Here is a 26,467-nt window from a genome sequence, read left to right on the forward strand (position 1 = left end):
CTGTATGTGCAGCGGATTGGTCGCCGCTGACCGTCTTGTTCTTACAGTACCAAATTCTGTGCAGGCATGAATGCGGATGCCGGATCCGTCGTGGCTGTTTTCATCCTGCATCAGGTCCGCAGGGCATCTTCTGGTATACCGCTTGTCGACTGACCGGCGGCTCTGAAAGTCCGCCGGTATTCATGGAGAGTCTTTGCGTGTTTCGTCTGTTTGAAAAGCTGGTCGACCCCTATCCCGAGGCTGCACCTTCCTCGCCGCCGCGCGGCTTCTTCGCCTTCCTGTGGGCCGGCACCACCGGTCTGCGCCCCTTCATTGCCGGCATGACGCTGCTCACGGCCACCATCGGCGCCTTCGAAGCGCTGCTGTTTGCGATGCTCGGGCGGGTGGTGGACTGGCTGGCGAAAGTGGAGCCGGCAAGCCTGTGGGCCCAAGAAGGCAGCACCGTCCTGCTCCTTGCGGGGATCATCGGCGGAAGCATCGCGCTGGTGGCCTTGCAGACCATGCTCAAGCACCAGACCCTGGCGGGAAATTTTCCGATGCGGCTGCGCTGGAATTTCCACCGCATGATGCTGGCCCAGAGCATGGCCTTCTATCAGGATGAGTTTGCCGGGCGGGTTGCTGCAAAGGTGATGCAGACCGCTCTCGCGGTGCGCGACACCATCCTGATCCTCACCGACATCCTGGTGTTCGTCACCATCTACTTTGTCACCATGATCGTCGTGGTGGGGGGCTTCGACAGCTGGCTGCTGCTGCCCTTCATCGGCTGGCTGGGCTGCTATCTGCTGTCCCTGTGGTGGTTCGTGCCGCGCCTGTCGAAGGTTTCGCGTTCGCAGGCGGACGCACGCTCGCTGATGACCGGCCGTATCACCGATGCGTACACCAACATCGCGACGGTGAAGCTGTTCTCCCACGCCGGGCGCGAAGCCACGCATGCGCGTGGCGCGATGCAGGAGTTTCTGCACACCGTGCATGCGCAGATGCGGCTGGTGAGCAGCATCGAGGTGGTCAACCACACCCTGAGCATGGGCCTGATCATGAGCACGGCAGGCGTTGCGCTGTGGCTGTGGACACAGGGCGCGGTGGGTGTCGGTGCGGTGGCGGCCGCAACCGCGATGGCGCTGCGGTTGAATGGCATGTCGCACTGGATCATGTGGGAGATGGCGTCCCTGTTCGAGCATGTGGGCACGGTGCAGGACGGCATCAACACCCTGGCCCGGCCTCATCAGGTTGTGGACCGCCCGGATGCGCAGCCGCTCAAGGTCAGCCGTGGCGAGATCCGTTTCGAGCAGCTGAGCTTTGCCTACGGTGCGACCGGCCCCCAAGCCCGGCGGGTGATCGACGACATGACCCTCGTGATCCGCCCCGGCGAGAAGATCGGACTGGTCGGGCGTTCGGGTGCGGGCAAATCCACCATCGTCAATCTGCTGCTGCGTTTTTACGATGTCGAGCAGGGGCGCATCCTCATCGACGGGCAGGACATTGCGCAGGTGACCCAGGACAGCCTGCGCGCCCAGGTCGGGATGGTGACGCAGGACACCTCGCTGCTGCATCGCTCGGTGCGCGACAACATTCTGTACGGGCGCCCGGATGTGACCGATGAAGACATGATCGCGGCGGCCAGGCGCGCCGAGGCCCATGACTTCATCCAGACCCTCACCGATCCCCACGGGCGCACCGGCTACGATGCGCATGTCGGCGAGCGCGGGGTGAAGCTCTCGGGCGGTCAGCGTCAGCGCATCGCGATTGCGCGCGTTATGCTCAAGGATGCGCCCATCCTGCTGCTGGACGAGGCCACAAGCGCGCTCGATTCGGAGGTCGAGGTGGCGATCCAGGCCAGTCTGTACCGCCTGATGGAGGGCAAGACAGTGGTGGCGATTGCGCACCGGCTGTCGACCATCGCCGCGATGGACCGTCTGATCGTGCTCGACAAGGGGCGCATCGTCGAGGAAGGCGACCATCGCAGCCTGATGGCGCAGGGCGGACTGTATGCGCGGCTGTGGTCGCACCAGAGCGGCGGCTTCCTTGGCGAAGAGGCCGGGGACGAGGTCGCGGACGAAGTCGTGCAGGCTGCCTGAGTGCGGGGGGCGAAACGATGAAATACCTCAGCGGCTACCCCGAAGCCCTCCTTGCCCAGGTTCGTCAGCTCATGGAGCAGGGCAGGCTGGCGGATGTGCTGGCGCAACGCTACCCGGAGGCGCATGCGGTGCGTACCGATAGCGCACTTTACGACTACGTGACCGGGCTGAAGCAGGACTTCATGCGCAAGGCCGCACCCCTGTCGCGGGTGAACTACGACAACAAGCTGCATGTCGTGCGCCACGCGCTCGGTACCCACACCAGCATCTCGCGGGTACAGGGGGGCAAGCTCAAGGCCAAGCGCGAGATCCGCATCGCCAGCGTGTTTCGCGACATGCCGCCGGAGTTCCTGCGCATGATCGTGGTGCACGAGCTCGCGCACCTGAAGGAGAAGGACCATGACAAGGCCTTCTACCAGTTGTGCGCGCACATGGAGCCGGCCTATCACCAGCTTGAGTTCGACCTGAGGGTGTACCTCTGTCATCTGGATGCGGGTGGCCAGCCGCTGTGGTCGGCCGGCCCGGAAACGCCCGCACCCTAGCTCGGGTACGGCGTTCCGGCAGCGGACTTACCAGCGCAGATCCTCGATCGCATCCACCACCATGCCGGTACCGATCGCGATCAGCAGGATGTCGGCTGCAACGCGCACGTAGCGATGACCCGCCGGTGGCGCGCCGATCTCGATCACGATGGCCGGCGGCAGGTCGTAGAAGACGACATCGCGCGGCAAGGGACGTCCCTTCGACCATTTCCTGGCCAGTCCGGGGGGCATGCAGCCGTTCCCCTTCTTGCTCAGCCCGGGTGGGCAATGCTTGCTGGAATAGGTCTTGCGGTAGTAGTTCTGGATGACGACACGATCGTGGTCGTGATCCCGAAATCGATAGCTGCTCGAGCGTTCCCGGCTGTCGTACTTGCGGTCGTCACGTCGGTCACTGCTTCGATCATCACGCCTGTCGTCGCGGGCGCTGTTGCTGCGTTCCTGCCGCTCCTCGCGAGACTGCGATTTCGTCTCGGCGCGCGTCTTGTTGCCCTTGTCGCGCTGCTCGTATCTGTCCTTGCCCTTGTCCTTCTCGGCCCATTCGGGTTTTTCGGCAAAGCCGGGGGTGCTCAGCAGCAGGCCGAGTGCGAAGGTGGCCAGCAGGCGCCCCTTGATCATTCCATTCGTCATGCTTTCCGTCCTTGATTGACGAGGTCCTGATCAGGGCGCGCTGCAGCGCGGTGAAGCGCCTATATCGACCTGACCTTGACCTTCTTTCCCTTGATTTTGCCGTCTGCCAGTTTGCGAACGGCCAACGACACGATATCCCGGGCAACGGCCACATAGGTGTAAGCATCGGTGACCTGAATCTTGCCGACCTGTTCGCGGGTGAAGCCGGCTTCGCCGGTGAGTGCGCCGAGCACGTCGCCGGGGCGGATCTTGTCCTTGCGTCCGCCGAGAATCTGCAGGGTCGCCATCGGCGGCAGCAGGGGTGCGTCGCTGACCGCTTCGAGTTCATCGAGCTTGTGCCATTCGGGCTCGAACTTCTGCGCCTCCGCGATGGCGGCGATGCGACGCTGATCGGCGCGACTGGCCAGGCTCAGCGCCCAGCCGTTCTCGTCTGCACGTCCGGTGCGGCCGATACGGTGTACATGGATCTCCGGGTCGGGGGTGACGTCGACGTTGATCACCGCCTCCAGCCCGGCGATATCCAGGCCACGGGCGGCGACGTCGGTGGCGACCAGCACCGAACAGCTGCGGTTGGCGAACTGCACCAGTACCTGGTCACGCTCGCGCTGGTCCAGCTCGCCGTGCAGGGCAAGGGCGTGGATGCCGTGCGATTGCAGCACCTCGAGCAGGTCGCGACACTGCTGGCGGGTGTTGCAGAAGGCCAGGGTGCTGACCGGGCGATAGTGCTGCAACAGCTTCACCACGCCTTCAAGGCGCTGTTCATGCTCGACTTCGTAGAAGCGCTGGCGGATCTTGCCGCTGTCGTGTTGCTCCTCGAGCTTGACCGTCTTTGGCTGGCGCAGGAAGCGTGCCGCAAGGCGTGCAATTCCGTCCGGGTAGGTGGCGGAGAACAGCAGGGTCTGGCGGTGCGGCGGGCAGGCGTCGGCAACGGCGACGATGTCGTCGAAGAAGCCCATGTCCAGCATGCGGTCAGCCTCGTCCAGCACCAGGGTGTTGAGGGCTTCGAGTCTGAGCGTGTCGCGCTGCAGGTGGTCGAGCAAGCGTCCCGGCGTGCCGACAACGACGTGCGCGCCGTGCTCCAGGCTGTTGATCTGCGGACGGATCGGCGAGCCGCCACACAGGGTCAGCACCTTGATGTTTTCGGCTGCGCGCGCCAGGCGCCGGATCTCCTTGGCGACCTGGTCGGCCAGTTCGCGCGTGGGGCATAGCACCATCGCCTGAACCCGCGTGCTGCGCGCATTGAGCTTGCCCAGCAGCGGGAGGGCGAAGGTGGCCGTCTTGCCGCTGCCGGTCTTGGCCTGTGCGATGAGATCGTGCCCGCCCAGCGCCAGCGGAAGCGCCGCAGCCTGGATTGGCGTCATCGTGAGGTAGCCGAGCTGGTTAAGGTTGGCCAGGACTTCGGGCGCGAGGGCGAGTTCGGCGAATGCAGGCGCAGCAGAGACGGGTGTGTCAGGCGCAGCGCCGTCTTCGGGGATGTCAGGTGTCGAGTTCATACCGGATTATACGGTGCCCCCGGTATGAGACCCGAACTGGCGCGCATGCTGCTCACGACGCAAACAGAAAAGGCACCCGGAGGTGCCTTGAAAGCGGGACCTTGCAGCAAGGTCAGAAGCGGTAGCCGACGCCGATGCCGAGGGTCAGGGGGTTCAACCCGAGCTTACCGATCTTGCCGCCATTGAGTTTGACGTCGGTTTCCATCTGGATGTACTTGGCATCGATGTTCAGAGACCAGTTCTTGTTCAGCATGTAATCGGCGCCGACCTGGGCGACCAGGCCCACCGTGTTGGCGTCCACCGAGACCTTGCCCAGCGCGGTGTCGAAGCTGCGGTCGGTGAACATGGTGAAGTTCACACCCAGACCAACATAGGGCTTGAAGGCGCCGAGTTCGGTGAAATGGTACTGAACGAGGAGTGACGGCGGCAGGGCATCGACGCTGCCGATCTTGCCGAGCGCGGAAGTCTTGATGTCGACTTCCTGCGGGTAGGTCAGGACCAGTTCTGCAGCGATGTTCTTGGTGAAGAAGTAGCTGATGTCGACTTCGGGGATCCAGCGGTTGTCGGCTTCAACCTTGCCGACACCGGCATGCTGAAGGTTGTCGCCATTGTTGTTGTCCCAGTCCAGGGACACGGCACGGGCGCGAACCATGAAGCCGCTTTCGTCTGCAAAAGCGGCACCGGAGGACAGGACACAAGCGGCAGCGAGGATCCCGACGGCGATATTCATTTTCATCTTTACTCCCTAGTAGTGACAGCAGAACTGAAACGCGACGAATGCTACTGCTGCGGAATTTCTGCGATTTTGACCGGGGTCAAAATAACCCTTAGTAGTGTGTGGGTTTTACGGGCTGCGCACTCTGTGTGCCATCCTGTCCGTCTTCCCCGAAAAGTCATCCCTGCCGCCTTGGCCTGTGGAAAGGCCGCGTCAGGCAAGGCACGGATTCATAGCGTCACCCGGCGGAAAACTTGCGGACGACGGGCGCTTTTTCCGTTTCTCGTTGTCCATGCTGATTCAGACAAGGCAGCGCTTGTGCCGGTGTGTGGCCGGAGCAGTCTTCCATGGACGGATCGACGAGGAGGTGTGGAGATGAAAACGTTCGCGAAATCTCAGGTGTGGCTGGCCGGGCTGGCGCTGGTCATTGGCATGTTCGTGGCTCAGGCCTCACTCGCGCATCACGGCTGGGCGTGGGCGACGGACGTGGAGTTCGAGCTGACCGGCACGATCACCAAGGCGCGTCTGGGCAACCCGCACGGGGAGTTGAATGTCGCCGTAAAGGATGAAGACTGGGTGGTTGAAGTCGGGCAGCCGTGGCGCAACGAGCGTGCCGGCCTTAGCGACGAGATGCTCGGTGTTGGCCGCGTCATCACGGTGCATGGTCACCGTTCGGCCAACCCTGAGCAGCGCGTGATGAAGGCTGAACGCATCATCATTGATGGCAAGAGTTACGACCTCTACCCCGACCGCAAGTCCTGAGGCTTGAGCTGCGCCCATGATCGACAGCTGGCTGCTTGCTCTCGAGGGATCGGTGCTTGCGCGCTCGCTGCGGGCTTCGGTGTGGGTCTATCCGCTGGTCAACGCTGCTCATATCCTCGGGGTGGCATTGCTCGTCGGTGCCATCGTCCCGCTCGACCTGCGCTTGCTCGGCGCGTGGCGCGCGCTGCCACTGGCGCCGCTGTGGCACGTGCTGACGCGTACCGCAGCATTCGGGCTGATGCTCGCCGCGGGCGCGGGGGGGCTGATGTTCATCGCGCGTGCCACCGAGTACGCTGCGTCCAGCCTTTTTCTGGCGAAGATAATGATCGTGGGTGTGGCGACGGCCAATGCACTGGCCCTGCGCACGATCGGGCTCGATGCCTTGCTGCGTTCGGAAACCGCAGCGTCTAAGCTGCCCGGGCGGGTGCGCTTCGCAGCGCTCGTGTCGCTGCTGGCCTGGCTGGTGGTGCTGTTGCTCGGGCGTCTGGTGGGGTATTCGTAAGGCACGGTCTTGCCCCTCCTACGCAATCTTGCGTATTCCTGTTCCAGCGGTGAATCCCTAATCTGGCATTGCAGCGCAGCAATGCGCTCCTACTACCGATTACTGGGAGACCCACATGCAGACTCGTCGCAGCTTCATCAAGGCACTGGCCCTTTCCGCTTCCATCGCAGCGATCGGCGCGCCGATTGGCGCACATGCAGCCGACACCATCAAGGTCGGCATCCTGCACTCGCTCTCGGGCACGATGGCCATCTCCGAGACCGCGCTGAAGAACGTTGCGCTGATGACGATCGAAGAGATCAACGCCAAGGGCGGCGTGATGGGCAAGATGCTCGAGCCTGTGGTGGTCGACCCCGCTTCCAACTGGCCGCTGTTCGCCGAGAAGGCCCGCCAGCTCGTGGCGCAGGACAAGGTGGCCGCAGTGTTCGGCTGCTGGACGTCGGTGAGCCGCAAGTCGGTGAACCCGGTGTTCAAGGAGCTCAACGGTCTGCTCTTCTACCCGGTGCAATACGAAGGCGAAGAGCTTGAGAAGAACGTGTTCTACACCGGTGCAGCCCCCAACCAGCAGGCCATTCCCGCCGTGGAATACCTGATGAGCGAAGAGGGTGGTTCGGCCAAGCGTTTCGTGCTGCTCGGCACCGACTACGTGTATCCGCGCACGACCAACAAGATCCTGCGCGCCTTCCTCAAGAGCAAGGGCGTGGCCGAGTCGGACATCATGGAGGACTACACGCCCTTCGGCCATTCCGACTACCAGACCATCATCGCCAACATCAAGAAGTTTGCGTCCGAAGGCAAGAAGACGGCAGTCATCTCCACCATCAACGGCGACTCCAACGTGCCCTTCTACAAGGAACTGGGCAACGCCGGCCTGAAGGCGACGGACGTGCCGGTGGTGGCGTTCTCGGTGGGTGAAGAAGAGCTGCGCGGCGTCGATACCAAGCCGCTGGTCGGTCACCTTGCCGCCTGGAACTACTTCATGACGGTGAAGAACCCCGAGAACGATTCCTTCATCTCCAAGTACAAGGCCTGGGCGAAGAAGAACGGTGTGCCGAATGCCGATACCGTGGTCACCAACGACCCGATGGAAGCGACCTATGTCGGTATCTACATGTGGAAGCAGGCGGTCGAGAAGGCCAAGAGCACCGATACCGACAAGGTGATCGCTGCGCTTGGCGGCCAGACCTTCAAGGCACCGTCGGGCTTCACCCTGACCATGGACAAGACCAACCACCACCTGCACAAGCCGGTCTACATCGGTGAAGTGCGCGCCGACGGTCAGTTCGACGTGGTGTGGAAGACGAAGTCGCCGATCCGTGCTCAGCCCTGGAGTCCGTTCATTGCCGGCAACGAAGGCAAGCAGGGGCTTTGATGAAAGGACCGGCGATCGTCATCTGACGCTTGCCGGTGCCCGGTGCGCATGTGTCGCGCCGGGCTGTGCTCCGGGGATGTGCCTGGAGCCGTGTTTTCCGGTCAGGGGTTTCACCTTGGCCCGGCCGTAATTGATTGTTCCGACTTCGCCCTGCTCGGGCGGATGATCCGATGGAGCCTGCAATGAACCGATTGCTGATGCGGCTCGCGCTGCTCTTCGCCACCCTTGTCGCCCTCTCCAGTCCCGCCCGCGCCGCGCTCGATCCTGCGCTGGTCGCCGGCTTTGCCGGTGATTTTTCCAGCCGCATCAGTGCGATTGAAGCACTTGGCGTGGATGGCAGCGAGGATGCCCGCCGTGTGGTGAACGCGCTTGAGGCCGGCAATCTGGGCGTGGCAGCAGAGAAGGTCGTGATTCTCGATGGCGAGACCGTGCGCGATGCCGCCAGCGGTGAAGCGCTCGAGCTTGCCGTCGCCGATGTCGATACCATCACCGTGAATAACCGCGTGCGGCGCTCGATCGCCACCGCGAACGCTGCGTTCGAGCTGGTTTCACCCGATGCAGCAACGCGTCTGGCCAGCGCCAACGTGCTGATCGAGAACGCCAGCGAAGCGCTGTTGCCGCTGTTCGAGCGTACCCTCGCCAGCGAACAGAATGAGGCTGTACGCAGCGTGATCAGTCGCGCCGCTGCCCGTATCAACCTGGGTTCTGCCGATGCGGCCAAGCGCCTGAAGGCGGTCGAGGCTCTCGGCGAATCGTCCGACCCGGCCGTCAAGAACATGCTCGCCGCGCTGCTCGAGAAGCAGGGTGAGGGCAAGCAGGCCACCTGGGTTGAGCCTGACGCCAGAGTCCGTGCCGCGGCCGAGTCCGCGATCAGCGCAATCGATGGTCGTATCGCCACGGCGCAAACCATCGGTACCGTGTTCTCCGGTTTGTCGCTCGGCTCCATCCTGCTGCTTGCCGCGCTGGGCCTCGCCATCACCTACGGCGTGATGGGCATCATCAACATGGCCCATGGCGAACTGCTGATGGTCGGTGCTTACGCCACTTTCATGGTGCAGGGGCTGTTTCGCAATTATCTTCCTGCCTATGTCGACTGGTACGTGGTCGCGGCCGTCCCCGCTGCCTTCTTCGCCGCTGCACTGGTAGGCATCGCGATGGAGCGCCTGGTGCTGCGCCACCTGTATGGCCGCCCGCTGGAGAGCCTGCTCGCGACCTGGGGCCTGTCGCTGGTGCTGATTCAGGCTGCACGCGTGATCTTCGGGCCGCAGAACCTCGAGCTGGCCAACCCGAGCTGGATGTCGGGCGGGATCGAGCTCGCAGCCGGCGTGGTGCTGCCGTTCAACCGTATCGTGATCATCGGTTTTGCCGGCTTCGTGCTGGTGCTGATCTGGCTGATGATGCAGAAGACCCGGCTCGGCATGTTCGTCCGCGCCGTGACCCAGAACCGTCCGATGGCGGGTTGTGTCGGGGTGCCGACCGCACGTGTCGATACGCTGGCTTTTGCCATCGGTTCGGGCGTGGCCGGTCTCGGTGGCCTGGCCCTGTCGCAGATTGCCAACGTCGGTCCGGCCATGGGCACGGGCTACATCGTCGATGCCTTCATGGTGGTGGTGCTCGGCGGTGTCGGCCAGCTGGCCGGTGCGGTGTGGGCGGCGCTTGGTCTGGGCATCGTGGCCAAATTCCTCGAAGGCTGGGCGGGCGCGGTGATCGCGAAGATTCTGGTGCTGGTGTTCATCATCATCTTCATCCAGAAGCGGCCGCAGGGGATCTTTGCTCTGAAGGGGCGGTTTGCGGATAGCTGATTCTGGCGTGGTGCCACGAGTGAGCCAGTCGGGTGTATTTGCTCCAGGGCTGCGGAACTCGCTCGTGTCACTCGCTCGGACTGTCCTCGCCCTTGCACAACCACCATCGACCAGCGCTTGAAGTGGGGTTTCACGCCTCATGGGATGCAAAGAAACCAGCGATGGGTGGGGTGTTCGTGGCGCAGGCGAGGACTGTCCGAGCCGAGCGCAGCGAAGGTGAGTTCCGCAGCCTGCAGAACGAATACCCCATGCATCGCGAATCGCAGGCACTGCCCGTCGGGCAACAACGAATCAAGGCAACCAAGGAGGCGCCAAAAATGCGCACCCCATTTACCGTAAGACTGATCCAGAGCATGCCGAGAAGCGGCTGGATTGCGCTCGCGATCTTCGCCGCCATCACCTGGATCGGCATTCCGGCAGCTCACCTGATGCTGCCCGAATCGAGTCCGCTGCATCTCTCGGCCTATACCATCAGCCTGCTCGGCAAGATCCTGTGCTACATGGTGGTTGCCGTGGCAATGGACCTGATCTGGGGGTATGCGGGCATCCTCAGCCTCGGTCACGGGCTGTTCTTCGCCCTCGGCGGTTACGCCTTCGGCATGTACCTGATGCGCCAGATCGGTCGTGACGGCAGTTACGGTTCCGATCTGCCCGACTTCATGGTCTTCCTCGACTGGAAGGAACTGCCCTGGTACTGGGCCGGTTCGGATTCCTTCCTGTGGGCCATCTTCCTTGCCATGGCGCTGCCCGGCGTGGTCGCCTTCATTTTTGGCTACTTTGCCTTCCGCTCGCGCATCAAGGGGGTGTATTTCTCCATCATCACCCAGGCGCTCACCTACGCCGCGATGCTGCTGTTCTTCCGCAACGAAACCGGCTTTGGTGGCAACAACGGCTTTACCGACTTCAAGCGCATCCTCGGCTACAGCATCACCTCCCCGGAAATGCGCGTCACCCTTTTCGCCTTGTCGGCCGCACTGCTGGTCGCCTGCCTGATCCTTGGCCGCTACCTGGTGAGTTCGCGGTTCGGACGTGTGCTTGCCGCGATTCGCGATGCCGAATCCCGTGTCATGTTCATCGGCTACAACCCGCTGCACTACAAGCTCTTCATCTGGACGCTGTCGGCCGTGCTGTGCGGTCTGGCCGGCGCGCTGTATGTGCCGCAGGTGGGCATCATCAACCCGTCGGAGATGAGCCCGGCCAACTCCATCGAGCTGGCAGTCTGGGTGGCTGTGGGCGGGCGTGGCACGCTGATCGGCGCGGTGCTTGGCGCCGGCATCGTCAATCTGGCCAAGAGCTACTTCACCGTCACCGTCCCGGAGTACTGGCCGTTCTTCCTCGGTTTCCTCTTCATCGCAGTCACGCTCTACCTGCCGGATGGCGTGGTCGGTCTGTGGCGCAAGTTGCGCGCACATAAAGGGCCGGACAGCGCGGTGGCGAGTGAAGCGGCCGTCCGCCCGCAGACTGAAACCGATCACACCACGCCGGCCAATTCCTCAGCCAAGGGAGCAAGGGCATGATGCCGATCACCGATATCGAGCGCGCCGCAAACGAAGCCACGGCCAACGCAGGCAACCTTCGCGAGCAATGGGAGAGCGAGGCAACGACCAGTCACCTGGTGACCGGCGAGCTCGATCTTTCGCACAACGTCATCCTGTATCTGGACGACATCACGGTCAGTTTTGATGGCTTTCGGGCGCTGAACAAGCTTTCGCTGACGATTGATGCCGGCGAGCTGCGCTGCATCATCGGCCCCAATGGCGCGGGCAAGACCACGATGATGGATGTGATCACCGGCAAGACGCGGCCGGACGAGGGCAAGGCGTTCTTTGGTCAGACCATCGACCTGACGCGCATGACCGAGCCGCAGATTGCACACGCCGGTATTGGCCGGAAGTTCCAGAAACCAACGATTTTCGAGAAGCACACCGCGTTCGAGAACCTCGAACTGGCAATGAAGGCGGACAAGCGCGTGCGCCGCAGCCTGTTCGCGAGTCTGTTCGACGATGAGCGCGACCGCATCAGCGATGTGCTGAAGCAGATCCGTCTGGACAAGGAGGCCGACCGCAGCGCCGGCCTGCTCTCGCACGGTCAGAAGCAGTGGCTGGAGATCGGCATGCTGCTGATGCAGGAGCCGCGCCTCCTGTTGCTGGACGAGCCGGTCGCCGGCATGACCGACGATGAGACCGAGCGTACTGCCGAGCTCTTTGTCAGCCTCGCCGGAAAGCACTCGCTGATGGTGGTCGAGCACGACATGGCCTTCGTCGAGGCACTGGGCGGCAAGGTCACTGTGCTGTGTGAAGGCTCTGTGCTGGCTGAGGGCGACTTGGCTACGGTGCAGGCGGATCCGCGGGTGATTGAGGTTTATCTGGGGCGTTGATTTTGTGTCTGTTTTGTATGTGCTGCTAACGTCGGTCACGCGGGGTATTCCTTCCATGGGCTGCGGAACTCGCTCGTGTCACTCGCTCGGACAGTCCTCGCCCATTCCAGAAATACCCCGCATAACCGCCTTGACTGGGTTCGTTGTGAACGTGGGAAAGGCAGAGATGCTGCGGGGAAGTAGTGCACTAATGAAAATCGACGCATTCAGCGGTGTGTCGGTCTGACTAGCGAAGGTCTGACGCGTGACGAGCGCACCGCGCACAAGCTCTTTAAGCGTTTTTCGTTTCTTTTACGTTCCCTGGCACCCCCAGCCAACACCCGGCGTGGCTGGCGTTAGCAGCACTGTCCGCCGTGCTCAATGAACACAAAAGATCTACCCAAATAAAAACCGCGCCCGATTCTTGCTAATAAATCCCTGACCCAAGGCCCCAGGCCACAAGCCAGGAAGCGCCGAAAGGAAAATATCATGCTGAAAGTCGACAACCTGAATCAGTACTACGGTGGCAGTCACATCCTGCGCGGTCTCTCGTTTGAGGTCCCGGTGGGCAAGGTGACGACCCTGCTTGGGCGCAACGGTGTGGGCAAAACCACGCTGCTCAAGACACTGATGGGCCTCGTCCCTGCAGCCAGCGGTTCGATCCACTTTGGTGCGCAGGACATCACCCGCGCACCATCTTATAACCGAGTGCGCGCCGGCATCGGCTATGTACCCCAGGGGCGCGAGATCTTTCCGCGCCTCACCGTCGAAGAAAACCTGCACATGGGGCTGGCGACCCGCCCCAGCGGCGAAAGCATCCCCGCACGTATCTTCGACATGTTTCCGGTCCTCAAACAGATGATGGGCCGGCGCGGCGGCGACCTCTCCGGTGGTCAGCAACAACAGCTCGCCATCGGCCGGGCGCTCGCCTTCGGCCCCAAACTGCTCATCCTTGACGAGCCCACCGAGGGCATTCAGCCCTCCATCATCAAGGATATCGAACGCGCCATCCGCAGCCTGGCCGCCACCGGCGAAATGGCCATCCTGCTGGTGGAACAGTATTACGATTTCGCACGTGCACTGTCCGACCAGTACCTTGTCATGGAGCGTGGCGAAATCGTCATGCGTGGTGCGGGTGAAAACATGGACGCCGACGGCGTGCGAGAGGCGCTCGCCGTCTAACACCGGGCCCAGGTGGCCCGTACAGGAGAATCACTATGGCCAACGGATGCACCTGGGATTCACTCGACGCACACCTGCTGCGCGTACTGCATGTACTGCTCACCGAAGGCAGCGTGTCGCGCGCCGCGCGCCGTCTCAACCTGTCGCAGCCCGCGGTCAGCACCGCACTCAAACGCCTGCGCGACATCACCGGCGACCCGCTGCTGGTGCGCTCGCGTGGCGGCATGACACCGACCGAGCGCGGCGCCGAATTGCTCGAGCCGATCCGGATCGTTCTCGAACAGATCGAGCGCATCGCCGAAGGCCCGACCGGATTCGACCCCGCGAGCACCCGTCGCAGCTTCAACGTGGCTACGCCTGACTACCTCAACGCCATGCTGCTGGGCGAAGTCGTCACCGACGTGCACAAGCTCGCGCCCAAGGCACAGATTGCCTTCCATTCGATGACGCAAAACTCGGATTACCCGCGTGCGCTCGAATCCGGCGAACTCGACCTCGTCATCGGCAACTGGCCCAACCCGCCCGATCACCTGCGCACCGCCCCGCTGTTCGAAGACCGCATGGTGGTGATGATGCGCACCGGCCATCCGCTCGCCAGTGGTCAGCTCAGCATGAGCGACTGGCTGGCGGCGGAGCATGTCGTGCCCACACCGTATTCGGTCGGTCAGCGTGGTGTGGTCGACGTCTTCCTCGCGCGCGAACGCATGCGTCGCAACGTGGTGGCGCATGTGCCGTACTTTCACATGGCGCCCTTCATGCTGATCAATTCCGATCTGATCTTCACCGCGCCAGCACGCTTCGCCGAGCACTACACCACCATGCTGCCGCTGAACATCGTGCCCGCGCCGGTCGAACTGCCGTCGATGGCTTACTACCTGTTGTGGCACGACCGCACCCAGCACTCGGCAGAATGCCGTTGGTTCCGTGAGCGCATCGTGCGTGCGGCCCGCACAACGCCTGTTGCCTCACCGCTGCGGCGAGTTGCCTGAAACCTTTCCGGATCTGGGGGGGCGACTTTGAAACGCTGACGGCCCGGACCTCGTCTGCCCGGACCGTCTTTGCCTGACCTCCGCATACGGGTGCTTACATTGCCCCGTTCGGATTGCGGTGCGCCCAGCCGGTGAGCTTGCGTTCGACCAGTGCAAACAGTTCGTACATCACCACGCCCATGATGCCGATGACGATCAGGCCGGCGAACACCAGGGCCATGTCCATCGACGAACTTGCCGCCATCATCAGGTAGCCAATGCCAAGGTTGGACGCAACCGTCTCCGAGATCACCGAACCGACGAAGGCGAGCGTGATCGCGACCTTCAGCGAGGCGAAGAAGTAGGGCATGGCACGCGGCAGGCCGACCTTCTTCAGGATGTCGAGGCGGGATGCGCCCAGCGAGCGCAGCACATCTTCCATTTCGGGCTCCAGCGTCGCCAGGCCGGTGGCCACGTTCACCACGACCGGGAAGAAGGAGATCAGGAAGGCAGTGAGGATCGCCGGAATGGTGCCGATGCCGAACCACACCACCAGCACCGGAACGAACGCAACCTTGGGAATCGAGTTGAAGCCCACCAGCAGGGGGTAGAGCGCCTTGTAGATGATGGGCGAGGAGCCCACCGCGGCACCGACCACGAGCCCGAACACCACCGCGATGGCGAAACCGGCCAGGGTGGTGAGGAACGTCTGGGTGGCGTGCATCATGATCGGGTCCCAGTGCATCACCGTTGAATGCCAGACGGAAGATACCGAGGGAAACAGGAACTCTGGCACATCGAAGGCAACGACGATGCCTTCCCACAACAGGCCGAAGAACAGCACGACCAGCCAGGGGGCGAGCCGGATCAGGGTTTTCTGTGACAGCATGAAGGCCTCCGGGCTCAGGATTCGCGAATGTGGCCGATGTGCTCGCGCAGTTCGTGCACGTAGTTGGCAAAAGGCTCGGTGTAGGTCACGTCGAGGTCACGTGGGCGCGGCAGGTCGATTTCGCGTCGTACCAGGATGCGGCCCGGGCGCTTGCTCATCACGTACACCGTGTCGGCCAGAAACACCGCTTCGCGCAGGTCGTGGGTGACCAGCACCACGGTGAACGGCTCTTCCTGCCACAGGTCGCGCACCATGCACCACAACTCTTCGCGGGTGAAGGCATCGAGCGCGCCGAACGGCTCGTCGAGCATCAGCAGGCGTGGCTTGTGAATCAGGGCGCGGCAGATCGAGGCGCGCTGCTGCATGCCACCGGAGAGCTCCCACGGGAATTTGTCCTCGAAGCCTGCGAGGCCGACACGCTTGATCAGGGCACGTGCCTGCTCCTCGTATTCGGCACGCTTCGCACGCAGCGTGGAACGATAGGGTTCGACGATCTCCATCGGCAGCATCACGTTCTGCAAGGTGGTGCGCCAGGGCAGCAGGTTCGAGGCCTGGAAGGCCATGCCGACGCACTTCTGCGGTCCGCCGACCTCGCGCCCGTCGACATAGACATAGCCCTTCGAGGGGGGCTTGAGGCCAGTGACCAGCTTCATCACCGTCGACTTGCCGCAGCCTGAGGGGCCGACCAGCGAGATGAACTCGTTTTCGCGGATCGACAGGCTGACATCTTCGATCGCAAACGGACTGCCGGGCTGGTAGGCCAGGCTCACATCTTCAAAGCGGACGAAGTCCATGAATTTTCCGGCGGGCAACGACGAATGGTCGCCGCCCGCACACTCCTTGGTACGGTACTTACTTGATTGCGCGGTCGGCTGCGGACGGCAGGTAGGCGGAGGTGAACAGCGCGCCGGCATCAGGCGTGGCGGGCAGACCGAAAGCAGTGGCCGCTTCTGCCACCGAGCGCTTCAGGCGTTCGGGATTGACTGCGCCCAAACCGATCGAACGGGTTTCGGGCGTGATCACCACAGAGTTGATAGCGAGCTTCAGACGCTGGCTTTCGAGCGCCACATTGATCAGCGGATCGCGCTCCTTCACAGCCAGCACGGCGGTGTCGGGGTCAGCGATGGTGTCCTTCAGCGCCTTGTTGAAGGCACGCACGAAACCTTCGACGGCCTTGGGCTGTTCGCTCAGCATCTTCGGGCTGGCGATCAGGGTGTTGCCGTAGAACTCGACGCCGTGGTCGGGGTACTTCAGTGCGACGATCTGGTCGGCCGGCACGCCACGCGCCTGCAGGTTGAGGAGGCTGGTGAAATAGAAGCCGGTGATGCCGTCGACGTCGCCGCGCGCAAGCAGGGTCTCCCGAATCGCGGGCTCGACCGTCTGCCATTTCACTGCATCGAGCGCCAGACCATTGGCCTTGGCGAAGGCCGGCCACGCCTTGCGTCCGCCGTCGAATATCGGTGCAGCCAGCGCCTTGCCGACGAGGTCCGCCGCCTTGGTGACGCCCGACTTCTTCAGCACGAAGACCGCGGCGGGGGTCGAGTTATAGACCATGTAGATGGCCTGAATCTTCGAGCCCGGTGTTTTCGCATCGTATTCCACCAGGGCATTGAAATCGGCAAAGCCCATGTCGTAGGCGCCAGTGGCGACACGCGTCACGGCACCGGCCGAGCCGTTGCCGGCGTCGATCTCGACATCCAGACCTTCGGCAGCGAAGTAGCCCTTGCTCTTGGCAAGCAGGAATGGTGCGGACGGGCCTTCGAAGCGCCAGTCGAGGGTGAACTTGATCTTCACCGGGTCGGCGGCATGAGCCTGCCCGAGGCCGAGTGCGCAGGCCGTCGCGAGCAAGGCGCCGAGAACACGGCGGCGGATCTGGGTGGTCGGTGCGTCTTTACGGGTGTGAAACATGTAGTGCTCCTGTGTGTCGTTACAACACACATGGCAAGCGCCATGCCATGCCCGTTTAGCCCGGAAAACAGGCTTTGGCCATGTTCTGCGGCTCACGAGGCACCAAAACGGTGCGACATGTTTCGCTCACGGATCTCAGTACCTTGAAAACTATCATTTTTGCGGCGCACAAATACTGTGCGTCATGCAGTCGGCTGGCGCGAACATGGTGCCTTCAGGAGTGGCGTATCAATTGTTTAATACGCTTCATAAACAATAACTTAGATAGACGATCAGTATATCCATTACGTAATAATCCATATTGATCAAAATCACCGCGAGTCCTGTTAGCTTGAAAAAAACGCGGCGACTCATGTTGCGTTGAATCAAACACTTTTCTCGTTCAGGAGCCCTCGCATCATGTATCCCACCACCTCGCGAATCATCACCACTGCAGTGCTTGGCGCCTGTCTGGCTGCGCCGATCTCGGCCTCGGCCGCCAACTGGAGCGACACGTCCATCTCCTACCGTTATGGCGAAAAGTTCAACGAACCGGCCATTTCGGACGATGTGTCGAAAGACATCGTTGGCTTTACCCATGTGAGTGGCTATGACTACGGGCAGAACTTCCTGAACGTGGATATCCTGATGTCGGACAGCAAGGACCCGGCCAAAGGCGGCGATACCGGCGCGCAGGAAATCTATGTGGTGTATGCCCACCAGCTCTACCTGGGCAAGGTCTTCGACAAGAACCTGTCATTCGGACCGGTGAAGGAAATCGCGCTGACGACCGGTCTCGACTGGAACTCCAAGGACACGGCATTTGCGCCGAAGGTGCGCAAGATTCTGGTTGGTCCGACGCTGAAGTTCGATATTCCCAAGGGCTTCTTCGACGTGAGCCTGCTCTACTACAAGGAGTGGAACAACAACGGCATCGTCGGCAAATCGGTTGAATTCGATCCGACCTACCGGATCGCGATGGCCTGGGGCATTCCCTTCAACGTCGGCTCGGTGCCCCTGTCCTTCGAAGGTTACCTGAACTACACCGGCAAGAAGGGCAAGGACGGCTTCGGCGTGAAGACCGATCCCGAGACCTGGACCAACATGTTTGTCATGGCCGACGTCGGCCAGATGCTGATGGGCAAGCCGCGCACCCTGCGCGCAGGCATCGGTTACGAGTACATCAACAACAAGTTCGGTTCGAAGGAAGGCAGCACCGGCTCTGAAACCTCCGCGCCGATGATCAAGGTGCAGTGGCACTTCTGAGCTTGCTCATCGTGGTCTGAGTTTTGGGAAGGGCGGCATGGCCGCCCTTTTTTCGTTCACTGCCGTCTGTCTGCCCCGCTTTCTCATCCCGCTGTGCGGGATTTCTCTCGGGCATCGTTATTGCTTTTGTATACAACGAAGGCGCGTGGCAGCCCCACTTGCGCCATTCTTGTCAGGCGGTTCGCGTCAACACGCCTGTGTGAAGACTTTCCTGTCCCAGGAGGAGGTGTGCGGTGTTATGTACAGCAAGCCATATAAGAACCGGTGATCGTCGTCGTGCCGCAGACAGTGGCGAGCAGCCCTGGTGGGGCCGCTTGCCGATGGAGTGGCGCGACATGGTGGTGGTGCCCCTGTCCTTTGATCTGTTTCGCGAGGCCGAACTTGATGCCGAGCGGGTCTTCGGCTATGACCCTGACGGAGAAGCCTGCTATTACGCACACCGCTATGTATTGCGCGAGCCGCGCTCGGATGACGGCGAAGAGTTCTATGCCGCAGCGGCTTACGCGGAGTCGGTCGCGGCCTGGCGTTTGCGCGACCAGCGCTGGCTGATCCACCGCACCGTGCAGCCCGGTCAGGACTGCGCCGGGCAGTCCTTCTACAGCTTCAGCGAAAGCATGCCGCGCTGAGTTCCTGCGGCGACACGAATGTCCCGGCGTGCGCGCTCAGGCGGGAACCCCAAGAATGACGTTCGACGCCTTGATGACTGCAGTGACGGGGACGCCGGGCCTGAGTCCAAGCTCTGCGGCTGCTTCCTTGGTCACGACCGACGCCACCTCGCTGCCGCCGGGAAGGCTGATGGTGACCTCGGCGTTGACGGTGCCGACCTCGACCGATTTGACCGTGCCGGTCAGGCTGTTGCGTGCTGACAGGCGGATGTCGCTGCCTTCGCTCATCAGCATGACCCAGGGCGCCTTCACCAGCGCGACGACGTCCTTGCCCGTCTTGAGCTCAAGGGCATTGAGGCTTTCCATGGTGACGACGGCGACGAGGGTGTCGTTTCCGCCAATCGAAACTGCGACCTCTGCATTCACGATGCCGGTCTTGATTGCACTGATGGGGCCTTTGAAGATGTTGCGAGCGCTGACTTTCATGCTGTTCTCCAGAACGATCCTGCAATTGAAGGAAAAGAAACACGTTGTAGCTTGAGCTACATATAATTGTCAGGTAATCAACAAATGTCCCCGGCGTGCACTGTAGTTTCAAGGGTTGTTCCTATGCAACCATAGTAAATGCCGCCTGGCATGGTTTTGGCTTTATATAAAATGGAATACATAATGCCTTCACAGACGATGACCGCTACCCGCTTCCTCGCCCGCATGTCGCTCGAAACCGAGATCGGTGCAGCGCTATCCGATACGCGTATCCGGTTGCTGGAAGAGATCGGGCACAAGGGCTCGATCAACCAGGCGGCGAAAGCGGTACCCCTGTCGTACAAGGCGGCCTGGGACGCGATCGACACCATGAACAATCTGGCGCCCGAGCCCCTGGTCGTTCGTGTCACCGGCGGCCGACAGGGTGGAGGCACCCAGCTCACCGAATACGGCCAGAAGATGGTGGCGATGTATCGCGCGCTGGAAATCGAGTATCAGGCCGCGCTCGACCGCCTGTCCGAACGACTGAACCAGGCGGGTGGGTGCGACATTCGCGGCTTCCAGAAGCTGATGCACCGAATGAGTCTGAAGACCAGCGCCCGTAACCAGTTTTCCGGGTCGATTACGGGCTTGCGCGATGGTGGGGTCGATTACGAGGTGCGGGTGCGCATCGATGAAGAAACCGAGATCGCCGCCATCATCACCAAGGCCAGCGCCGAAAATCTCGGGCTGACGATCGGCAAGGAGGTCTTTGCACTGGTGAAGTCGTCCTCGGTGATGTTGTCGGTCGATCAGACGATGCGGCTCACCGCACGCAACCAGCTGTGGGGCAAGGTCGCCGAAGTGCATGCAGGGCCGGTGAACAACGAGGTCACGCTGGTGCTGCCATCGGGTCGCAGTGTGACCTGCGTGGTGACCGGCGAGAGCTGCAAGGCATTGGGTATCGAGGCCGGCGTGCCGGCCTGTGCCTTTTTCAAGTCATCCAGCGTCATTCTTGCGATCTACGACTGAGGCTGGCCTTTTTCGTCATCATCTACAGGAGTTGAATCATGAAGCCGCCCGTTTCCCGCCTTGTCATTGCACTCAGTCTTGGTGTGTTCGCCGCTGGCGCGAACGCAGCCGAAGTTCAGGTCGCCGTTGCCGCCAACTTCACCGCACCAATCAAGGAGATCGCACTGCAGTTCGAGAAGGATACGGGGCACAAGGTGCTGGCGGCGTTCGGCCCGACGGGCGGGCTCTACACCCAGATCAGGAACGGCGCGCCTTTCGAGGTCTTCTTCGCCGCCGACAGCAAGACGCCGGCGAAGCTGGAAGCCGAAGGTGGCATCGTGCCCGGGTCCCGCTTCACCTATGCGGTCGGAAAGCTCGTGCTGTGGTCGTCTGATGGTGCTTACGTGGATGACAAGGGCGAGGTGCTGAGCAGGAATGCGTTCAAGCACCTGTCGATTGCCAATCCCAAGACGGCGCCCTACGGGTTTGCTGCAACTCAGGTGCTGGACAAGCTCGGCCTGACGGCAGCGGTCGGACCCAAGCTGGTCGAGGGCACCAACATCACTCAGGCCTACCAGTTCGTTTCCACCGGCAATGCCGAGCTTGGATTCGTCGCGATGTCGCAGGTGTCGAAGGATGGCAAGATCACGTCGGGTTCAGCCTGGGTGGTGCCCGCCGACATGTACGATCCGATCCGTCAGGACGCGGTGATCCTGAGCAAGGGCAAGGACAGCGAGGCGGCGAAGGCGCTGGTCGATTACCTCAAGGGGCCGAAGGCTGCGGCGGTGATCCGCGCCTACGGCTACGATCTGTAAGGAGCGGGGCGGGCATGTCACTCACTGCGCTCGATCTCTCGGCAATCTGGCTCACGCTGGAGCTGGCGGGCCTGACCACGGTGTTGCTGCTGCTGATCGGTACGCCAATCGCCTGGTGGCTGGCACGCACGCGTTCGTGGCTCAAGGGACCGATCGGGGCGGTGGTGGCATTGCCGCTGGTGTTGCCGCCGACGGTGATCGGCTTCTACCTGCTGGTGACCATGGGGCCGCACGGGCCGATTGGTCAGATGACGACCGCACTGGGGCTGGGCACGCTGCCCTTCACCTTTGCCGGCCTGGTCGTCGGTTCGGTGTTCTACTCGATGCCCTTCGTCATTCAGCCCTTGCAGAATGCCTTTGAAGCGATTGGAGAGCGCCCGCTGGAAGTCGCCGCCACCCTGCGCGCCAGTCCGTGGGACACCTTCTTTTCGGTGGTGCTGCCGCTGGCGCGACCGGGCTTCGTCACCGCGTCGATTCTGGGGTTCGCACATACCGTGGGCGAGTTTGGCGTGGTGCTGATGATCGGCGGCAATATTCCAGGCAGCACGCGGACGGTCTCGGTGCAGATCTTCGATCACGTCGAGGCCATGGAGTACGCACAGGCACACTGGCTCGCTGGCGGCATGGTCGTTTTCTCCTTCTTCGTCCTGCTCGCGCTGTACACCAGCCGCCGCTTCAAGCCGGGGATGGGCACATGACGACAGAAGGCATACAGGCCCGCTTTCGCCTCGACTACAGTGGCTTTTCACTCGACGTCGATCTGCAACTGCCGGGGCGCGGCGTCACCGCCCTGTTCGGTCATTCGGGGTCGGGCAAGACGACCTGCCTGCGCTGCGTCGCCGGTCTAGAGCGCGCACCGCTGGGACGGCTCTTCGTCAATGGCGAGCACTGGCAGGATGCCGACGCCGGGATCTTCGTGCCGACGCACGAGCGTGCGATCGGTTATGTCTTTCAGGAGGCCAGCCTGTTCCCGCATCTCTCGGTGCGGCGCAATCTCGAGTTCGGCATGAAGCGGGTCGCCGCAGCAACCCGGCGCGTGGCCTGGGACCAGGCCGTCGAACTGCTGGGGATCGGGCATCTGCTGGACCGCATGCCGGAGCGCCTGTCGGGCGGCGAGCGGCAGAGAGTGGGCATGGCGCGGGCGCTGCTGACCAGCCCGCGACTGTTGCTGATGGACGAGCCTCTGGCCGCGCTGGATCTCAAACGCAAGCAGGAGATCCTGCCCTACCTCGAGCGCCTGCACGACGAGCTCGACATCCCGGTGCTCTACGTCAGCCACTCGCCCGACGAGGTGGCGCGGCTGGCGGATCATGTGATCCTGCTTGATCAGGGGAAGGTGGTTGCACAGGGCGGGCTGGTGGAGACGCTGGCGCGCCTGGACCTGCCGACGGCGTTTACCGAGGATGCAGGGGTCGTCATCGAGTCGGTCATTGCCGAGCATGATGAACGCTACCACCTGACGCGGCTCGATTTTGCGGGTGGCAGCGTACTGGTTGCGCGCCGCCCGGAGCCCGTCGGCCACCGTCTGCGCTTCCGCGTGCATGCGCGCGACGTCAGCCTTGCCGAGACGCGCAACGAAAACAGCAGCATCACCAACCTGCTGCAGGCCATCGTGCAGGAAGTGGTCGTGGCCGATACCCCTGCGCATGTGCTGGTCCGCCTCGATGCGGGCGGCACCCCGCTGATCGCGCGCATCACCCGGCGCTCGTGCGACCAGCTCGGCATCGTGGCCAATCGACGAATGTGGGCGCAGATCAAGACGGTGGCCCTGCTGGGGTGATCCCGCGCGCAGGAATTGCCGGTGCCGTTTGGAAGTGCCCTTGTGCAGATGTCTTCCGGAGTTCGAGTCATGCCTTGCTGTCTGTCCGATCACGCCCTGTCCGAGCTGCTCGCCGATGATGTGCCGGCGGGCGACCTGACCACCGAGACCCTGGCCATCGAGAATGCGCGCGGGCATGTGTCCTTCCACGCTCGCGGTGCGATGCGGGTGTGCGGCAGTGAAGAGGCAGTGCGCCTGTTTCAGCTGGCAGGCGCGACCGCGCGGATCCATGTCGCGTCGGCGACGGCGGTCGAGGCGGGGACCTTGTTGCTCGAGGCCGAAGGCGGGGCGGGCGAGCTTCACCGTGCGTGGAAGGTGGCGCAGACCCTGATGGAGTGGTCCAGCGGCATCGCCACCGCAGCGGCCGCCATCGTCGCGGCTGCGGCGCCGGTTGCTGTCGCCTGCACACGCAAGAACGTGCCCGGCACCAAGGCGATGTCGGCCAAGGCAGTGAAGGCGGGCGGTGCGATCATGCACCGGCTGGGTCTGTCGGAAACCCTGCTGATCTTCGCCGAGCACCGTCTGTTCCTGGAAGAGGCGCCGCAGGACACCGTGGCCCGTCTGCAACGCCTTCAGCCTGAGCGCAAGCTCACGGTGGAGGTGGCCTCGGTCGAGGAGGCGCTGGTCTGGGCGCGTGCGGGGGCCGGTGTGTTGCAGCTGGAGAAATTCCCGCCCGAGGCGGTGGCAGCGTGCAAGGCGCGGATTGCAGCAGAGGGCCTCGGCGCGGTGCTGGTCGCCGCCGGCGGCGTGCGCGCCGACAACGCCGCAGACTACGTGGCGGCCGGGGCGGATCTCATTGCCACCTCGGCCGCGTATACGGCGCCGCCCTGCGACGTAAAGGTGCGATTCGCGCTGACGTGAGCGCGAATCGCGCCGCGTGGGGGCTTTTCAGCCCCGCAGCAGCAGTGTCGGAATGGTGGCGGTGCGCAACAGGTCGGTGGTCTTGCTGCCAAACAGCAGGCTGCGCAGCGGCGAATGGGCGTAGGCGCCCATGATCAGCAGATCGATGCCCTGTGCCTTCACCGTTTTCTCGATGACCTGCTCCGCGTCGCCGGGAATCAGTGAAGCAGGGGCTTCGAAGCCTGCCGCCTCGAGCGTGTTCTTGGCCCATTCCAGCTGCTTGGGCGCGCTCTGGCTTTCCTTGCCCGACATCAGCAGATGGATGGGCAGGCCGCGGAACAGCGGGCTGTTTGCCACCATCTCCACGCCGCGACGGGTGACGATGCCGCCGTCAAAGGCGATCAGGATCCGGCGCGGTTCGCTGAAACCCTCGGTCACGGTCAGCGCCGGCTTGTGCAGGGCACGCACCACGCGCTCAACGTTGCTGCCGATGCTCTGGCTGCTGGTCCCGGCCGAGGCGCCGCGACGACCGAAGACGAACATGCGTACGCCGTCTTCCTGCTCGGCCAGAGTGTCGTCGAGCGCACCGTGGCGCTGGCGCATGTCCGGTGCCGGCACGCCGGCGGCGATCGCGCGCTCGCGCAGGCGGTTGAGGAAGATGCGTCCCTGTTCGCGTGCCGCGCGGCTGAGCGCCGCATCCTTGTCGCTGAGGGTATGCAGCAACTGCTCCTGGGCGTTGAAGCCGATGGCGCCGCTATGATCCTCGCCGGAGCCGAGTTCCGGATGGCGGTCGATGACATGGAGAAACTCGAGCGGCGCGTCCATGCGCGTCGCGGCCCAGGCTGCGTAGTCGGCAACCGTGTCGGCAAAACGGGACTGATCCACGCAGGCCAGAATCTTGTTGTCTTTGCTCATGGTCTGCTCCTCAGTGGCCCATCAGGTTTTCGACGGCTTCAGGCTTGTCGTGCACCGCGAAGCGGTCGACCATGGTCGCACTGGCTTCGTTGAGGCCGATGACCTCGACTTCGGTGCCTTCGCGGCGGAACTTGACCACCACCTTGTCGAGCGCACTGATGGCAGTGACGTCCCAGAAATGGGCGCGGGAGACGTCGATGCTGACCTTGTCGATGACTTCCTTGAAATCGAAGGAGGCGATGAAACGGTCGGCCGAGGCAAAGAACACCTGGCCGGTGACGGCATAGCGGCGCATCCGGCCTTCGTCTTCCGTGCGCGAACCGACGTGCAGCACCTTGCCGACCTTGTGCGCAAAGAAGAAGCCCGACAGCAGCACCCCGACCAGCACCCCGCGGGCGAGGTCGTGCGTGGCAACGGTGACCGCGACGGTGGCGATCATGACCACGCTGGAGCTGGGCGGATTCTCGCGCAGCTTCAGTACCGAGTCCCAGCTGAAGGTACCGATCGAAACCATGATCATCACCGCGACCAGGGCCGCCATCGGGATCTGGCGCACCCAGTCGCCGAGGAAGACCACCAGGATCAGCAGCACCACGCCAGCGGTCAGCGTCGACAGGCGTCCGCGGCCGCCGGACTTCACGTTGATCACCGACTGCCCGATCATCGCGCAGCCGGCCATGCCGCCGAGGAAACCGGAGGCAATATTGGCCACGCCCTGACCGACGCATTCGCGGCTCTTGTTGCTGGTGGTGTCGGTGAGGTCGTCGACGATGGTGGCGGTCATCAGCGATTCGAGCAGGCCCACGACCATCATCGTCAGTGCGTAGGGGAAGATGATCCCGAGCGTCTCGAGGTTGAGTGGCACATCGGGCAGCAGGAACACCGGCAGGCTGTCCGGCAGTTCGCCCATGTCGCCCACCGTGCGGATGTCGAGATCAAGCACCATGTACACCGCGGTCAGTACCACGATGGTGACCAGCGGCGACGGCACGGCACGGGTGATGTAGGGGAAGAGGTAGATGATGCCGAGCCCGGCTGCGGTCATGGCATACACATGCCAGCTGACGTTGGTCAGCTCCGGGAGCTGGGCCATGAAGATCAGGATCGCCAGCGCATTGACGAAGCCGGTCACCACCGAGCGCGACACGAAGCGCATCAGCACGCCCAGGCGCAGCCAGCCGGCGAGGATCTGCAGCACGCCGGTGAGCAGGGTCGCGGCGAGCAGATACTGCAGGCCGTGGTCCTTGACCAGGGTCACCATCACCAGGGCCATGGCACCGGTTGCGGCCGAGATCATGCCCGGGCGACCGCCGGCGAAGGCGATCACGGTGGCGATGCAGAAGGAGGCATAGAGCCCGACCTTGGGATCGACCCCGGCGATGATGGAGAAGGCGATGGCCTCGGGGATGAGGGCAAGCGCGACCACCAGGCCGGCGAGCAAGTCGTTGCGGACGTTGGAGAACCAGTCCTGCTGAAGGGATTTCATTGTCTGTTTTGATCCGTCTTGGGCTGCGTGGCAGGCGCGGCCTTGCTGCTGATGTGCCGGATGGAGTGTCGCA

The 26,467-nt window shown here is 62.9% G+C and carries 26 protein-coding genes; 17 read left to right on the forward strand and 9 right to left on the reverse strand.

Translation table 11 applies throughout. The annotated features are described in order from the left end of the window. Nucleotides 1–197 precede the first annotated feature (197 nt). Nucleotides 198–2,075, forward strand: a complete 1,878-nt coding sequence (locus AC22G6_RS13725) for an ABC transporter ATP-binding protein (RefSeq protein ID WP_487367233.1) — start codon at nucleotides 198–200, stop codon at nucleotides 2,073–2,075. A gap of 17 nt (nucleotides 2,076–2,092) precedes the next feature. Further along, the gene (locus tag AC22G6_RS13730; protein WP_487367234.1) at nucleotides 2,093–2,617 is read left to right on the forward strand and encodes a M48 metallopeptidase family protein; all 525 of its coding nucleotides are present in this window, start codon (nucleotides 2,093–2,095) and stop codon (nucleotides 2,615–2,617) included. A gap of 27 nt (nucleotides 2,618–2,644) precedes the next feature. Here AC22G6_RS13730 and AC22G6_RS13735 read toward each other — a convergent pair whose 3' ends face one another. The 3 genes from AC22G6_RS13735 to AC22G6_RS13745 form a co-directional block, all read right to left on the reverse strand. Beyond that, a complete protein-coding gene (locus AC22G6_RS13735) occupies nucleotides 2,645–3,244 on the reverse strand; it encodes an RcnB family protein (RefSeq protein WP_487367235.1) in 600 nt (199 codons plus the stop codon). A 59-nt stretch (nucleotides 3,245–3,303) separates the two neighbouring features. Next, nucleotides 3,304–4,737, reverse strand: coding sequence for an ATP-dependent RNA helicase DbpA (gene dbpA, locus AC22G6_RS13740; RefSeq protein WP_487367236.1), 1,434 nt, complete (start codon nucleotides 4,735–4,737; stop codon nucleotides 3,304–3,306). A 112-nt stretch (nucleotides 4,738–4,849) separates the two neighbouring features. Further along, entirely contained in the window at nucleotides 4,850–5,473 is a 624-nt protein-coding gene (locus AC22G6_RS13745) for an OmpW/AlkL family protein (protein WP_487367237.1), read from the reverse strand. A gap of 354 nt (nucleotides 5,474–5,827) precedes the next feature. On the opposite strand from AC22G6_RS13745, the gene AC22G6_RS13750 reads away from it, so the two are divergent. The 8 genes from AC22G6_RS13750 (at nucleotide 5,828) to AC22G6_RS13785 (ending at nucleotide 14,417) form a co-directional block, all read left to right on the forward strand. Continuing rightward, the gene (locus AC22G6_RS13750; RefSeq protein ID WP_487367238.1) at nucleotides 5,828–6,214 is read left to right on the forward strand and encodes a DUF6152 family protein; all 387 of its coding nucleotides are present in this window, start codon (nucleotides 5,828–5,830) and stop codon (nucleotides 6,212–6,214) included. Between the two features lie 16 nt (nucleotides 6,215–6,230). Continuing rightward, a complete protein-coding gene (locus tag AC22G6_RS13755) occupies nucleotides 6,231–6,716 on the forward strand; it encodes a hypothetical protein (protein WP_487367239.1) in 486 nt (161 codons plus the stop codon). Nucleotides 6,717–6,831: 115 nt separating this feature from the next. After that, nucleotides 6,832–8,088, forward strand: a complete 1,257-nt coding sequence (urtA, locus tag AC22G6_RS13760) for an urea ABC transporter substrate-binding protein (protein ID WP_108949837.1) — start codon at nucleotides 6,832–6,834, stop codon at nucleotides 8,086–8,088. 182 nt (nucleotides 8,089–8,270) lie between these two features. Next, nucleotides 8,271–9,890, forward strand: coding sequence for an urea ABC transporter permease subunit UrtB (gene urtB, locus AC22G6_RS13765; protein ID WP_487367240.1), 1,620 nt, complete (start codon nucleotides 8,271–8,273; stop codon nucleotides 9,888–9,890). 317 nt (nucleotides 9,891–10,207) lie between these two features. Next, complete coding sequence (gene urtC, locus AC22G6_RS13770; RefSeq protein WP_487367310.1) at nucleotides 10,208–11,407, forward strand: urea ABC transporter permease subunit UrtC; 1,200 nt, start codon at nucleotides 10,208–10,210, stop codon at nucleotides 11,405–11,407. Then, entirely contained in the window at nucleotides 11,404–12,267 is an 864-nt protein-coding gene (urtD, locus tag AC22G6_RS13775; RefSeq protein WP_108949835.1) for an urea ABC transporter ATP-binding protein UrtD, read from the forward strand. The genes urtC and urtD overlap by 4 nt, the downstream gene beginning before the upstream one ends. Before the next feature lie 468 nt (nucleotides 12,268–12,735). Beyond that, nucleotides 12,736–13,428 carry an urea ABC transporter ATP-binding subunit UrtE gene (gene urtE / locus AC22G6_RS13780; protein WP_108949834.1) on the forward strand — a complete coding sequence of 231 codons (693 nt, stop codon included), beginning with the start codon at nucleotides 12,736–12,738 and terminating at the stop codon, nucleotides 13,426–13,428. A 35-nt stretch (nucleotides 13,429–13,463) separates the two neighbouring features. Then, nucleotides 13,464–14,417 (forward strand): LysR family transcriptional regulator, encoded by a 954-nt coding sequence (locus AC22G6_RS13785; RefSeq protein WP_487367241.1) that lies wholly within the window; start codon nucleotides 13,464–13,466, stop codon nucleotides 14,415–14,417. 94 nt (nucleotides 14,418–14,511) lie between these two features. Here AC22G6_RS13785 and AC22G6_RS13790 read toward each other — a convergent pair whose 3' ends face one another. The 3 genes from AC22G6_RS13790 to AC22G6_RS13800 are packed head-to-tail and all read right to left on the reverse strand — an operon-like array spanning nucleotide 14,512 to nucleotide 17,193. After that, complete coding sequence (locus AC22G6_RS13790) at nucleotides 14,512–15,285, reverse strand: ABC transporter permease (protein WP_108971712.1); 774 nt, start codon at nucleotides 15,283–15,285, stop codon at nucleotides 14,512–14,514. A gap of 14 nt (nucleotides 15,286–15,299) precedes the next feature. Continuing rightward, nucleotides 15,300–16,079, reverse strand: coding sequence for an ABC transporter ATP-binding protein (locus tag AC22G6_RS13795; RefSeq protein WP_199917121.1), 780 nt, complete (start codon nucleotides 16,077–16,079; stop codon nucleotides 15,300–15,302). Between the two features lie 58 nt (nucleotides 16,080–16,137). Further along, nucleotides 16,138–17,193 (reverse strand): ABC transporter substrate-binding protein, encoded by a 1,056-nt coding sequence (locus AC22G6_RS13800; RefSeq protein ID WP_487367242.1) that lies wholly within the window; start codon nucleotides 17,191–17,193, stop codon nucleotides 16,138–16,140. A gap of 399 nt (nucleotides 17,194–17,592) precedes the next feature. Between AC22G6_RS13800 and AC22G6_RS13805 the strand changes: the two genes are divergently transcribed. Continuing rightward, entirely contained in the window at nucleotides 17,593–18,438 is an 846-nt protein-coding gene (locus tag AC22G6_RS13805) for a hypothetical protein (RefSeq protein WP_487367243.1), read from the forward strand. Nucleotides 18,439–18,671: 233 nt separating this feature from the next. Then, complete coding sequence (locus AC22G6_RS13810) at nucleotides 18,672–19,064, forward strand: hypothetical protein (RefSeq protein WP_487367244.1); 393 nt, start codon at nucleotides 18,672–18,674, stop codon at nucleotides 19,062–19,064. A 36-nt stretch (nucleotides 19,065–19,100) separates the two neighbouring features. On the opposite strand, the gene AC22G6_RS13815 is transcribed toward AC22G6_RS13810, so the two are convergent. Further along, nucleotides 19,101–19,529 carry a TOBE domain-containing protein gene (locus AC22G6_RS13815; RefSeq protein WP_487367245.1) on the reverse strand — a complete coding sequence of 143 codons (429 nt, stop codon included), beginning with the start codon at nucleotides 19,527–19,529 and terminating at the stop codon, nucleotides 19,101–19,103. 183 nt (nucleotides 19,530–19,712) lie between these two features. On the opposite strand from AC22G6_RS13815, the gene AC22G6_RS13820 reads away from it, so the two are divergent. The 5 genes from AC22G6_RS13820 to modD all read left to right on the forward strand — a co-directional run bounded on the left by AC22G6_RS13820 (nucleotide 19,713) and on the right by modD (nucleotide 24,014). Then, nucleotides 19,713–20,540 (forward strand): TOBE domain-containing protein, encoded by an 828-nt coding sequence (locus AC22G6_RS13820; RefSeq protein ID WP_487367246.1) that lies wholly within the window; start codon nucleotides 19,713–19,715, stop codon nucleotides 20,538–20,540. Nucleotides 20,541–20,578: 38 nt separating this feature from the next. Further along, nucleotides 20,579–21,334: a molybdate ABC transporter substrate-binding protein gene (modA, locus tag AC22G6_RS13825; RefSeq protein ID WP_487367247.1), complete on the forward strand. Its 756-nt coding sequence runs from the start codon at nucleotides 20,579–20,581 to the stop codon at nucleotides 21,332–21,334. Between the two features lie 14 nt (nucleotides 21,335–21,348). Next, nucleotides 21,349–22,032 carry a molybdate ABC transporter permease subunit gene (modB, locus tag AC22G6_RS13830; RefSeq protein ID WP_108949824.1) on the forward strand — a complete coding sequence of 228 codons (684 nt, stop codon included), beginning with the start codon at nucleotides 21,349–21,351 and terminating at the stop codon, nucleotides 22,030–22,032. Next, nucleotides 22,029–23,114 carry a molybdenum ABC transporter ATP-binding protein gene (gene modC, locus AC22G6_RS13835; protein ID WP_487367248.1) on the forward strand — a complete coding sequence of 362 codons (1,086 nt, stop codon included), beginning with the start codon at nucleotides 22,029–22,031 and terminating at the stop codon, nucleotides 23,112–23,114. The genes modB and modC overlap by 4 nt, the downstream gene beginning before the upstream one ends. A gap of 69 nt (nucleotides 23,115–23,183) precedes the next feature. Further along, complete coding sequence (gene modD / locus AC22G6_RS13840; RefSeq protein ID WP_487367249.1) at nucleotides 23,184–24,014, forward strand: ModD protein; 831 nt, start codon at nucleotides 23,184–23,186, stop codon at nucleotides 24,012–24,014. Nucleotides 24,015–24,041: 27 nt separating this feature from the next. On the opposite strand, the gene AC22G6_RS13845 is transcribed toward modD, so the two are convergent. Beyond that, entirely contained in the window at nucleotides 24,042–24,908 is an 867-nt protein-coding gene (locus tag AC22G6_RS13845) for a universal stress protein (RefSeq protein ID WP_487367250.1), read from the reverse strand. Between the two features lie 10 nt (nucleotides 24,909–24,918). Then, entirely contained in the window at nucleotides 24,919–26,394 is a 1,476-nt protein-coding gene (locus AC22G6_RS13850) for a SulP family inorganic anion transporter (protein WP_487367251.1), read from the reverse strand. Nucleotides 26,395–26,467 lie beyond the last annotated feature (73 nt).

It is taken from the genome of Parazoarcus sp. PS-13 R2A, assembly GCF_057621855.1.

Excerpts from the sequence above, each read along its gene's own strand:
- AC22G6_RS13730 (WP_487367234.1), top strand. The coding sequence starts at position 2,093 with ATGAAATACCTCAGCGGCTACCCCGAAGCCCTCCTTGCCCAGGTTCGT.
- AC22G6_RS13735 (WP_487367235.1), bottom strand. The coding sequence starts at position 3,244 with ATGACGAATGGAATGATCAAGGGGCGCCTGCTGGCCACCTTCGCACTC.
- dbpA (WP_487367236.1), bottom strand. The coding sequence starts at position 4,737 with ATGAACTCGACACCTGACATCCCCGAAGACGGCGCTGCGCCTGACACA.
- AC22G6_RS13745 (WP_487367237.1), bottom strand. The coding sequence starts at position 5,473 with ATGAAAATGAATATCGCCGTCGGGATCCTCGCTGCCGCTTGTGTCCTG.
- AC22G6_RS13750 (WP_487367238.1), top strand. The coding sequence starts at position 5,828 with ATGAAAACGTTCGCGAAATCTCAGGTGTGGCTGGCCGGGCTGGCGCTG.
- AC22G6_RS13755 (WP_487367239.1), top strand. The coding sequence starts at position 6,231 with ATGATCGACAGCTGGCTGCTTGCTCTCGAGGGATCGGTGCTTGCGCGC.
- urtA (WP_108949837.1), top strand. The coding sequence starts at position 6,832 with ATGCAGACTCGTCGCAGCTTCATCAAGGCACTGGCCCTTTCCGCTTCC.
- urtB (WP_487367240.1), top strand. The coding sequence starts at position 8,271 with ATGAACCGATTGCTGATGCGGCTCGCGCTGCTCTTCGCCACCCTTGTC.
- urtC (WP_487367310.1), top strand. The coding sequence starts at position 10,208 with ATGCGCACCCCATTTACCGTAAGACTGATCCAGAGCATGCCGAGAAGC.
- urtD (WP_108949835.1), top strand. The coding sequence starts at position 11,404 with ATGATGCCGATCACCGATATCGAGCGCGCCGCAAACGAAGCCACGGCC.
- urtE (WP_108949834.1), top strand. The coding sequence starts at position 12,736 with ATGCTGAAAGTCGACAACCTGAATCAGTACTACGGTGGCAGTCACATC.
- AC22G6_RS13785 (WP_487367241.1), top strand. The coding sequence starts at position 13,464 with ATGGCCAACGGATGCACCTGGGATTCACTCGACGCACACCTGCTGCGC.
- AC22G6_RS13790 (WP_108971712.1), bottom strand. The coding sequence starts at position 15,285 with ATGCTGTCACAGAAAACCCTGATCCGGCTCGCCCCCTGGCTGGTCGTG.
- AC22G6_RS13795 (WP_199917121.1), bottom strand. The coding sequence starts at position 16,079 with ATGGACTTCGTCCGCTTTGAAGATGTGAGCCTGGCCTACCAGCCCGGC.
- AC22G6_RS13800 (WP_487367242.1), bottom strand. The coding sequence starts at position 17,193 with ATGTTTCACACCCGTAAAGACGCACCGACCACCCAGATCCGCCGCCGT.
- AC22G6_RS13805 (WP_487367243.1), top strand. The coding sequence starts at position 17,593 with ATGTATCCCACCACCTCGCGAATCATCACCACTGCAGTGCTTGGCGCC.
- AC22G6_RS13815 (WP_487367245.1), bottom strand. The coding sequence starts at position 19,529 with ATGAAAGTCAGCGCTCGCAACATCTTCAAAGGCCCCATCAGTGCAATC.
- AC22G6_RS13820 (WP_487367246.1), top strand. The coding sequence starts at position 19,713 with ATGCCTTCACAGACGATGACCGCTACCCGCTTCCTCGCCCGCATGTCG.
- modA (WP_487367247.1), top strand. The coding sequence starts at position 20,579 with ATGAAGCCGCCCGTTTCCCGCCTTGTCATTGCACTCAGTCTTGGTGTG.
- modB (WP_108949824.1), top strand. The coding sequence starts at position 21,349 with ATGTCACTCACTGCGCTCGATCTCTCGGCAATCTGGCTCACGCTGGAG.
- modC (WP_487367248.1), top strand. The coding sequence starts at position 22,029 with ATGACGACAGAAGGCATACAGGCCCGCTTTCGCCTCGACTACAGTGGC.
- modD (WP_487367249.1), top strand. The coding sequence starts at position 23,184 with ATGCCTTGCTGTCTGTCCGATCACGCCCTGTCCGAGCTGCTCGCCGAT.
- AC22G6_RS13845 (WP_487367250.1), bottom strand. The coding sequence starts at position 24,908 with ATGAGCAAAGACAACAAGATTCTGGCCTGCGTGGATCAGTCCCGTTTT.
- AC22G6_RS13850 (WP_487367251.1), bottom strand. The coding sequence starts at position 26,394 with ATGAAATCCCTTCAGCAGGACTGGTTCTCCAACGTCCGCAACGACTTG.